This is a genomic window from Pedobacter sp. 10L46_2 (assembly GCF_056395165.1).
This window is the reverse complement of record NZ_JBFTIZ010000248.1, coordinates 1-9,853: the sequence shown is the minus strand read 5'-3', so window position 1 is coordinate 9,853 and position 9,853 is coordinate 1. Positions and strand designations below refer to the sequence as shown.

12 protein-coding genes and 1 tRNA gene are annotated in these 9,853 nt (G+C 38.7%); 6 read left to right on the top strand and 7 right to left on the bottom strand.

Annotated features, from left to right (window positions below; all coding sequences use genetic code 11):
- Window positions 1-656: 656 nt before the first annotated feature.
- From AC1DDX_RS21000 to AC1DDX_RS20980, 5 genes are all read right to left on the bottom strand, one after another.
- Window positions 657-1,070, bottom strand: coding sequence for an SRPBCC domain-containing protein (locus tag AC1DDX_RS21000; RefSeq protein ID WP_172663824.1), 414 nt, complete (start codon window positions 1,068-1,070; stop codon window positions 657-659).
- 19 nt (window positions 1,071-1,089) lie between these two features.
- Entirely contained in the window at window positions 1,090-1,935 is an 846-nt protein-coding gene (locus AC1DDX_RS20995; RefSeq protein WP_172663823.1) for an SRPBCC family protein, read from the bottom strand.
- Window positions 1,936-1,940: 5 nt separating this feature from the next.
- The gene (locus AC1DDX_RS20990) at window positions 1,941-2,336 is read right to left on the bottom strand and encodes an ArsR/SmtB family transcription factor (protein WP_477622530.1); all 396 of its coding nucleotides are present in this window, start codon (window positions 2,334-2,336) and stop codon (window positions 1,941-1,943) included.
- A gap of 563 nt (window positions 2,337-2,899) precedes the next feature.
- Complete coding sequence (locus tag AC1DDX_RS20985) at window positions 2,900-3,490, bottom strand: hypothetical protein (RefSeq protein WP_477622529.1); 591 nt, start codon at window positions 3,488-3,490, stop codon at window positions 2,900-2,902.
- A gap of 94 nt (window positions 3,491-3,584) precedes the next feature.
- Complete coding sequence (locus tag AC1DDX_RS20980; protein WP_477622528.1) at window positions 3,585-4,154, bottom strand: TOTE conflict system archaeo-eukaryotic primase domain-containing protein; 570 nt, start codon at window positions 4,152-4,154, stop codon at window positions 3,585-3,587.
- Between the two features lie 133 nt (window positions 4,155-4,287).
- Between AC1DDX_RS20980 and AC1DDX_RS20975 the strand changes: the two genes are divergently transcribed.
- Genes AC1DDX_RS20975 through AC1DDX_RS20965 form a run of 3 tightly spaced genes read left to right on the top strand, consistent with a single transcriptional unit; the run spans window position 4,288 to window position 4,965 of the window.
- Window positions 4,288-4,515 (top strand): UPF0175 family protein, encoded by a 228-nt coding sequence (locus AC1DDX_RS20975; protein WP_245870024.1) that lies wholly within the window; start codon window positions 4,288-4,290, stop codon window positions 4,513-4,515.
- A complete protein-coding gene (locus AC1DDX_RS20970; protein ID WP_477611733.1) occupies window positions 4,499-4,663 on the top strand; it encodes a PIN domain-containing protein in 165 nt (54 codons plus the stop codon). The genes AC1DDX_RS20975 and AC1DDX_RS20970 overlap by 17 nt, the downstream gene beginning before the upstream one ends.
- Window positions 4,642-4,965: a PIN domain-containing protein gene (locus AC1DDX_RS20965; RefSeq protein ID WP_477611798.1), complete on the top strand. Its 324-nt coding sequence runs from the start codon at window positions 4,642-4,644 to the stop codon at window positions 4,963-4,965. The genes AC1DDX_RS20970 and AC1DDX_RS20965 overlap by 22 nt, the downstream gene beginning before the upstream one ends.
- Before the next feature lie 104 nt (window positions 4,966-5,069).
- On the opposite strand, the gene AC1DDX_RS20960 is transcribed toward AC1DDX_RS20965, so the two are convergent.
- Window positions 5,070-5,146: transfer RNA gene (locus AC1DDX_RS20960), tRNA-His, on the bottom strand.
- Between the two features lie 177 nt (window positions 5,147-5,323).
- Here AC1DDX_RS20960 and rnhA point away from each other — a divergent pair.
- From rnhA to AC1DDX_RS20945, 3 genes are all read left to right on the top strand, one after another.
- The gene (rnhA, locus tag AC1DDX_RS20955) at window positions 5,324-5,791 is read left to right on the top strand and encodes a ribonuclease HI (protein WP_172663815.1); all 468 of its coding nucleotides are present in this window, start codon (window positions 5,324-5,326) and stop codon (window positions 5,789-5,791) included.
- 207 nt (window positions 5,792-5,998) lie between these two features.
- The gene (locus AC1DDX_RS20950; protein ID WP_172663814.1) at window positions 5,999-6,880 is read left to right on the top strand and encodes a sugar phosphate isomerase/epimerase family protein; all 882 of its coding nucleotides are present in this window, start codon (window positions 5,999-6,001) and stop codon (window positions 6,878-6,880) included.
- 12 nt (window positions 6,881-6,892) lie between these two features.
- Window positions 6,893-9,580, top strand: a complete 2,688-nt coding sequence (locus AC1DDX_RS20945; RefSeq protein WP_337715190.1) for a PQQ-dependent sugar dehydrogenase — start codon at window positions 6,893-6,895, stop codon at window positions 9,578-9,580.
- 48 nt (window positions 9,581-9,628) lie between these two features.
- Here the strand turns inward: AC1DDX_RS20945 and AC1DDX_RS20940 are convergent.
- A partial coding sequence (locus tag AC1DDX_RS20940; RefSeq protein WP_477622527.1) for a PepSY-like domain-containing protein occupies window positions 9,629-9,853 on the bottom strand: 225 nt, incomplete at its 5' end.

Below are 9,853 nucleotides of genomic sequence, written 5' to 3'. Positions count from 1 at the left end.
GAAGTATAGAAGGATTAGGGAGTGTATAGGCTAGTCCTTTTAATTCGGAAAGGGCTATTGAAGATTGGACGACTTGCCTTAAAACAGGAATTGTCTCCACTTTAATTTGATCAGGGGGCAGCGGAGGCAATTCATTAAAAGGTACATCACTTCTCAATTTGGCCAATTTCTTCATACAAAGTTTTTATATATGAGACTCTTATCATGTAAAGATAATTTAATTTTTTATACATGACAACTTAATCATGCAAAGATTATATACATGATGTTTTGATGATTATAAAAGATACCGATCCAACCCATAGATAGTGTGCGGAAGAAGGGACTCGAACCCTTAAACAAAAAAAGCAGTCTTTTCAGACTGCTTTCAAAACTGGGGTGGCTGATGGTGCCGATAAATTCTCGGTTTGTGGCTGATTTAAAGCGGTTGGCCGATTTGCAAAGAAATATTGATGAATTTGATGAGCTTGGAAAACGGATGAAAGCCAATAATTCCCGTCCACGAAAATGATCTGAATGTAAATTGAAATTTATCACTACTAGGGATATCCAAAACATCGCTAGTAGTGATAAAACTAAACCCTTTTATATGTCCGACTGTTTGCTTGAAATGGACAGTTTTTAGAAATTTTAGAATTACAAAAGGAATTTATAAGCTATTCAAAATAGATTAATAAAGTAGCGCCAATCCGTGATTTGCAGTACATCGACCACCGCCACTTTTGCTCCCATTTAATTTCAGCCAGAAGTGCTTCACCCTTGGAATGCAGACCATACTGGCTAATCTCCAGATAAGTCGAATCGGCGTCAATCGCCTTAAAGTTAAACTCCACCCGGGTCGCAGGGTCGTTCCAGTCAATAACGATCTTTACATTTTTAATAATTTCCACCACCTGCACCGGGGTAGAGACATTATACATTCCCCATTCCCAGGTCACCCTGGCACCCGAGCTAAGCCGGCCACTGCCTTTAGTGAACCAGAAATGTTTGGTGATCTCCGGATTGATGAAAGCTTCAAAAACGAGGTTAGTGGGTTTTCGAATGAGCATATTGTTCTTCCACCAGGACATAGTTCAGCCAGATGGTGGATTACCGTTTTTCCGATAAATCCTTAATGATCTCTAAGGCCTGGTCCCACATTTTTTCATGCTGAGGGATATATTTTTTTGCCAGCGGCCCCGATTCGATTCTTAGTTCATAGGCCCCGCTTTCAGCTTTTACTAACCGGTATACCTCCGAATATTCTCCGGTCTGTGCATCAGCGGCCGGGTTAAGTTCATCGTACATATCTACCTGTAAATACTCCTGCGGCCGATGCGCTTTGACCATACCCCTGGCGCCAATGTCCCCACTGGCGTCCGTCCAGATCACTTCAGAGCCAGTTTGCCAGTCCGTCTTTACAAACGAGCCCTCACCAAAAGCCTTGCCCCACTGGTCTGCAGGATGCAGTAAAATATCCCAGATAGCTTCCGCCGCAGCCGAAATGGTGATCTGCTTGCTGATCACTTCTGTTTCCACAAATGAAACCAGGCCTTCGTTGACAAAATAATTCCAGCCCCCTGTAAAGCTTTCTATTCTGAAGTTCGAATTATCCTGAGGGAAGCTGTCCAAACCGTCATGCGTGAGTTTCAGCCGGGTTCTGTGTTTGCCTTCTTCAAACAGCTCCCAGGTTAAAACCGAATAACCCTTATAATCCGGATACCTCCAGGAATAGCTCAGTTTATGCGGGGGATCCACCACCAGGACCTCGCATTCGTGCAGGTATTGCACATTTTCATCCCCGCCGGTAAACTGAAACTTGAAACCCACTTCGGGTTTAAATTCTTCGAAGTCGAAATACCATGCTTTCATCTGGTCCCGGTCGGTTATCGCCTTCCAGACTTTCTCAATAGGGGCATTGTAAACACGTTCTACAATCAGTGGTTTAGTTTCCATAGCTGTTATTTTTTTGGTTGATTTTTATTCTTTAAGACTGAATCTTCCGCATTATCCCTTTCCAGAAATTCCCCGAGGGCATCCAGCTTCCTGTTCCAGAATTTCCTATAATGGCTCAGCCACAGGTCTACTTCCTTCAGCTTACGCATATCCGCGCTGCAAAAACGCTCCCTTCCTTTTTGCGACACCATGATCAGCCCACACTCGGTCAGAATCCTAATGTGCTTGGAAATTGCAGGCCTGCTCACCTGAAAATGACCGGCCACAGCATTCAGGTTTAAGGRACGCTCACTGAGCAAACCAATAATTTCCCGGCGCGTCGGGTCTGCAATTGCCTGAAAAACATCTCTTCTCATTTCCATAATCTGATACCATTTGGTTACAAATATAAAAGAAACCACTTGGTTACACAAATTTATTTTAAATTCATGTTTTAGGCCCTGCCATTGGAAGAAATCAAACAAAAAAAGCCATCCAGAAAATCCGGATGGCTTTGTCAGCAAATGCGAGCATAATCGGATAGAGGGTAAAAGATATCTACTAGGGATGCTATATCCGGAAAAATTGACCTTTGATGGAGCCCTGTATCGAACCACTTCCATGAACAAAACGGCTGATCTTATTTATTTGAAAAACAAAGAGTTACAAGTAAAAAAAAGACGAAAATCTGTTTTAAAGTCCTCGTCCCATAAAGGGTCATTTATGGGACAAATTTCATCCCGTTTTATTGCTGATTTGAAGCGATTAGCCGATTTATAAAGAAAAATGGATGAAATGGACGAGCTTGGAAAGCTGCTAAAAAGTTAAACTATTTTAGTCCACGAAAATGATTTTATATCGTCTGAAATTCGTCACTACTAGGGATGTTGTAACATCCCTAGTAGTGACGAAATATTTTAATTAAGTCAGATATTGCTCTAAATCATCTTTCCAGATCACAAATCCATTTCGTTCATCCGAATAATCATGTAAAAACGCGGCTGAAATTTATCGGTACTGATTGTAAAAATGCAAATCTCCCGTCATTTCGAATCTTATTAAGATCTTTATCAACATTATGAAGCGCATTTTTGAGCTCCGAAACTTCTTTTGAGGTATGCCATATATAAGTAGCCTCATCCGTATCCAGTGTCTCCATTACAATATGATATTGCTCTTTTCCAGTTAGAAGAAAAACAAAAGCAAACGGACTTAACACAAATCTTATTTTCAATACATTTCCAAGATGTAAGTCTGATAAATATCTTAGCTGTATTTTGTGCCGATAATTACCTCTAATCAATACATCCTTTAATAATTCTTCTCCCGACTCATATAATGTCTGGTTAGCATCACCGGCGCTAAGCTGGAACATTTCAACATTCTTACCTAAAAGATTTCCTTTTTTAAATAGATTCTTTTTAATGATAAAGTCTGGATTGAAAAAATTAAGTTCATCCTTCAGAAAAGATGCCAAGGCAGTACTTATTCCATTTCGATTGATTTCAATAGTATTTGACAACTTAATTACAAGCTTACCTGGTTCAATAACGTTTAAACTTTTAGAACTGGTCAACGAAAGAAATATTTGGTCTAAGTCATTGATAGAAATTCGGCGAATGCTGCTTAAAAACTCCCATTGATTTCTATAAGGGAGAGCTGTTTCTGACTCAATGAGGTAAGGCAATCAGATTTCCAAATCCTTTACCTGAATGTTTATCTTGATTGGGGAATAATCTGTCAAAACTAGAGTTTTTGTCAAAAGTAGAGACTATCCCTGCTCTCTCTAATAAAGTAAGTACAATTATTCTGCTCTTAAAAGCCGGATATGGTTGATTAAAAAATATCCAAACATGCCCACCTTTACCACTGCGCGAACGTTCCAGGTAAGCAGGGATATTGTAGCTTGCACATATAGTAATGAAACTTCTACAATCTTCCAACCAACTTTTTTTATCAAAATCTGCCGCTATCAACCAAGACGTATTGTCTTGTAAAAGTGGATACAATCCTGTTAGCTGTCTACCTTCAAGATGTCTTTGAATCTGATCGTCAGTCAAAGGAAGATAATTTGCGGTCTCTGAATTATTGGGGTTTGTACTTTTTTTATAAACCTTGCTGATATAAGGATCATACAATTTAGCAGGCATGTAACCACTTTTAGTTCCTTTTGACCAATGAATAGCATAAACATCTTCGCGCCCTTTAAATAAAGACCTGTATAATAGTAGATTGTCCACTGTTGAAATTCTGAGATAGCAAATTAAACAAAAGTAGAATAATTACCCTTTGTAATATATCAAAATCCATTCTATCATCAGCACCCATTTTGTTTTAAATTTTAATAATACGTATCTTTATATCATGACTACAATGACCATACAAGTTCCTGATGCCCTTGAGAGAGAGCATGATGAAACAACACGCCTTATTGCAGCCAAGCTATATGAAGCAGGTAAGCTTACTTTAAGACAAGCCGCTGAAATGTGCCAAATGAAAAAATGGGATTTTGCTGAAATCTTAATCAAATACGACGTGCACTACCTGGACGAAAGTGCAGCTGAAGATCTTGAAACATTTAGGCATGCTCATACAGGATAAAATTGTCATTACCGATGCCAGCTGTTTCATTACGCTGGACAAAATAGATGGTATGCATTTGCTCCAATCCTTGTACAAACAAGTAATAACAACTCCTGAGATAGCTGCTGAATTTGGTAAAAGACTATACCTAATTGGGTTGATGTAAAAGCCGTGCAGAATCGTGATTTATTATATAATTATGCTGAAACTGTGGATATAGGTGAGGCCAGTGCGATGGCGCTTGCATCAGAAATCCATGCTGACCTACTCATTATAGATGATGCAGGAGCTAGGAGATTTGCTAAAAAGCTTGAACTTAACATCACCGGAACCGTTGGTGTTATACTTAACGCAAAACTTAACGGTATCATTCCAGCAGTTAAACCATACACTGTCAAAATACAACAAACTAATTTTCGGATTTCTGATTGGTTAACTACACAGATTATTAAAGACGCTGGAGAATGATCGCGATCTAAACCAAGGATCTTCTATTAAACTGTCCCTTTTTGACATACCAAAATACCCTGTATACAAAAAAAGCAGTCTTTTCAGACTGCTTTTCAAAAACTTGGGGTGGAATATGGGGCTCGAACCCACGACCCTCGGTACCACAAACCGATGCTCTAACCAACTGAGCTAAAACCACCATGTGTTTTTCAACGCTACAAAAGTACGATTTAAAATATTTTATTCAAATCTTTTTTCAGTTAGATCGGATCTTTTTTTTAATCGATTAAATCTCAGTGGATTAAATTCTGGTGGAAATATAAAAAGTACCCTAAAAATTGCTTTTATGGCTTAAAAAGCTAGATTTGCCTAACATATGATTGAACTTTATACCGATGGAGCAGCTAGCGGCAACCCAGGGCCAGGTGGATACGGAGTGATTTTACGCTCAGGGTCTCACTATAAGGAACTGAGTGCGGGATTCCGTTTAACTACGAACAACAGAATGGAATTGCTGGCAGTTATAGTAGGCTTAAATGCACTAAAAAATCCAGGACAAGAAATTACCATATTCTCAGATTCCAAATACGTGATTGATTCTGTAGAAAAGAAGTGGGTATTTGGTTGGGTTAAAACAGGATTTAAAGGCAAAAAGAATAAAGACCTTTGGATGCGTTTTCTTAACGTTTATAAGCTACACCATGTTAAATTCGTTTGGATAAAGGGGCATAATAACCATCCCGAAAATGAACGCTGCGATGAACTTGCTGTTGCCGCCTCTAAAAACAGAAGTGCTTTGGGTGTTGATACGGAGTTTGAAATAGAGAGGAGTAAGACTGTCTGATCATATTATCCATGATTTAACTTATTAAGTCCATTCTTACGGCTTATTTAAAAGACGATTTTTAGTAACCAAAATATTTCGATTCATTAGTAAAAGGAAAAACTTCAAGAATAACTATATTGTTGGCGTCTTTTTACAGAATAAGATTTTGGAGAGATAGAATAACAAATGTAACCTAGATAATTTTCAAACTTTAATTAACCAAACATGAATTTATTAAAAAATAGATTTGCTTTAAAACTACAATTTGCTGTTGTTTTATTGGCTTGTCTTGCTGCCTGTAAAAGTGTAAAGACAGGAGCATCTAATGCTTCTGCTAAAAATCCGGAAGTAAAATTGGGCTGGGAACTTGGTTCTCAAGCTTATACTTTCAGATTATTCACATTTGCTGAGGCAATTAAAAAGATCGACAGCTGTAACTTAAGATATGTAGAGGCTTTCCCAGGTCAAAAAATAGGTGGCGGTATAGAAGGAACAATGGGACCTGATATGGATGACGCGAAAAGACAAGCTGTTTTAGCAAAGCTTAAAGAAAACAACGTAAAAGTTGTAGCATTTGGTGTAACAGGCGCTAACAGCGAAGCTGAATGGATTAAATTATTCGAATTCTGCAAAGCCATGGGCATTCATACCATTACTTCAGAACCTAATGAGAAAGATTTGCAGTTGGTATCTGATCTATGCGATAAATATCAGATCAATGTTGCTATTCACAATCACCCAAACCCATCTCATTATTGGAATCCTGATATCGTGTTAAATGCGATTAAAGGGAAAAGCAAACGCTTAGGCGCTTGCGCTGATATAGGCCACTGGGTACGTTCAGGATTAGATCCTGTTGAGTGCTTGAAAAAACTTGACGGACACGTATTACACTCGCACATGAAAGATCTTCATGAAAAAGGTAAAGGCGGACATGACGTGCATTGGGGAGAAGGTGTTTCTAACATCCCTGCAGTTATCGCAGAGTTAAAAAGACAAAACTTTAAAGGAGCTATCTCAGCTGAATATGAATACAACTGGGAAAGCAACAGCGCTGATGTAGCTGCTAGTGTAGTTAACTTCCGTAACCTTGTATCTAAATTGTAATTAACCCCAAACATGATAAAATTATCATTATTGAAACCAATAACAGCATTGTCGCTGTTATTGGTTTCTTCATATATAGTAAAGGCGCAATCGCCGGAAAAACCTGACGATAACAGGTTTACCAAAGTTGTGCTTCAACAAAAATTAGAAGAACCTATGCAATTCCAAATTCTGGATGGAGGAAAGGTTTTGTATGCAGAGCGTAAAGGGAAATTAAAAATATACGATCCTGCAACTAATAAAATGGATGTAATAGCAGATTTTGCTGTTAGCAGGGAGTACGTAAGCAAAAAAGGTGAGCGTTCCGAAGGTGAAGACGGGCTGCAGGGGGTTATCCTTGACCCTGATTATGCTAAAAACAAATGGATTTACATCTACTATTCTCCAAAAGATGTATCGGTAAACAGGCTTTCCAGATTTACATGGGCTGGCGGTAAACTGAACATGACTACTGAAAAGAAAGTATTAGACGTGGTGGTTCAACGTGAAGAATGCTGCCACGTAGGGGGCGGTATGTTATTCGATAAGGATAAAAACTTGTACTTAAGTACTGGTGATAATACCTTTTCAAGATCTTCGGATGGTTTTACACCTATCGACGAACGTCCGGGAGAGGCTCCGCGTGATGCTCAAAAATCGTCTGGTAATACTAACGATTTAAGAGGTAAAATTTTGCGTATCCATCCTGAACCAAATGGTACATATACCATTCCAGAAGGCAACCTGTTTCCTAAGGGGACAGCAAATACCCGCCCTGAAATTTATACCATGGGTAATAGAAACCCCTGGAGGTTAACTATAGATAGTCATACTGGTTGGTTATACTGGGGTGAAGTTGGTCCGGATGGTTCAAACTCTTCAGAATCTAGAGGTCCAAGATCCTATGATGAATTTAATGTGGCTAAAAAGTCGGGTAACTATGGCTGGCCTTATTTTATAGGGAATAACCAGGCATATCGTTATTATGATTTTGCGACTAAGAAATCGGGAGAGTTGTACGATGTACAAAAACCAATAAATAATTCCCCAAATAATACGGGATTAAAAGAATTACCTCCTGCGGTATCAGCCATGATCTGGTATCCTTATGCGGCCAGTGAAGAGTTTCCGGTGATGGGTAGTGGTGGCAGAAGTGCAGTTGGTGGTCCGGTATTTCACAAGTCTGATTTTGCCAATGCTAAATATTTGTTTCCTGCATATTATGAAGGTAAATGGTTAATTACCGACTGGGTACGTGGCTGGATATTAGCGGTAACTTTTGATGAAAATGGCATGTATAAATCTATGGAGCGTTTCTTGCCTGAGCTTACTTTAAGAGGTCCGATTGATATGAAATTTGGCCCTGATGGTAGTTTATATGTGCTTGAATATGGAAACGGATACTTTAAAGATAATCCGGAAGCTGAGTTAATCAAAATTGAGTTTAATGGCGGTAACCGCAAACCTCAGGTACAGGCAACTGCAAATAAAACTGCCGGTGCTTTGCCTTTAAAAGTAAAATTATCTTCGGCAGGTACAACTGATAGTGATGGTGATGTATTAAAGTACGAATGGAAAATTACCAAAGGCGGAATGTTAAAACAAACGTTTAAAACGGCTAACCCTGAAGTACAACTGGCAACAGCTGGTGTTTACAAAGCTACACTTACTGTTACAGATCCGCATGGTGCAAAAAATAGTAAATCGGTTGAATTGGTAGCCGGAAATGCAACCCCTGTAGTTAAGTTTAACTTTACAAAAGGGAACTCTAGTTTCTATTTCCCTGCCAGTATAATCAATTATGCGGTTAGTGTTACAGATAAGGAGGATGGAAGCCTTGCTGATAAAAGAATACCGGCTTCCCAGGTTTCTGTAGCCATCAATTACTTGTCTGAGGGGTATGACTTAACTGTTGTAGCGCAAAATCAGAATCAATTCGATGTTTCTGCACAATATGCTAAAGCAAAGGCTTTAATCAAGAAAAGTGATTGTAATGCTTGTCACGCTGTGGATACTAAATCTTTAGGTCCATCATTTACAGAAGTGGCGTTAAAGTATAAAGGAGATAAAACTGCAGAAGGAAAGCTTACTAAAAAGGTTATTGACGGCGGTTCGGGTGTATGGGGTGATGCAATGATGCCAGCGCACTCATCTATGTCTACTAATGAAGTGAACTCGATCATTAAATATGTATTGAGCTTTAGTGAAAAGAAAACTACGCAGAAATCACTTCCGGTAACAGGATCATACACTACAAATGTTCAACCAGATCAGCCTAACAAAGGAAGCTTTATTTTTAGAGCAGCCTATAAAGATCATGGAACTAAACTTGCGCCAGCGCAGTTTGGTGAAGATATAGTTGTTTTGCGCCATCCTTTTGTGCTTGTTAACAATACGGATAACGCTAATGAGATTAGCTTTAACGACAACAAGTCTGTTGCGACGGCTAAGAGCAAAGGTGCTTATCTGCAACTAAATAAAGTTGATTTAACGGATATTAAGAAGATTGAATTTATTGGTGCAGACAATGTGTCGGCAGGTAAAATTGAGATTCGCATCGATTCACCGGAAGGAAAACTTATCGGGCAATCATCTTCGAAAGAAAACGGCAGTTTAAATACCATTGCTGATATTGAGGTGCTTAAAGGTAAATACAATGTTTATTTTGTATTTACAGAGCCTTCTGCCCGCTTAAAGGCAATTAGTATGAAGAACCTTTAGGGCTTAAATAAATTACCGATGACGGCATGCTTTTAAAGCTGCCGTCATCTAATATATCTTGTTTGATATTTTACCATTCTGGTCAACAATAACTTTTTGTTCCTCGAGTAATTTCTTCAATTCAATTTTATAAAAGAATTTTTTACCCTCTTCATAACGATCTACATCATCAATTCTGAATCCTTTATAGTTTTGTTTAAGGGTATTCAACACCGCTGCCGGTAATTCTGAGGAACGAAGTTCTTTTTTATGTTTAACAATGCCTCCTTTACT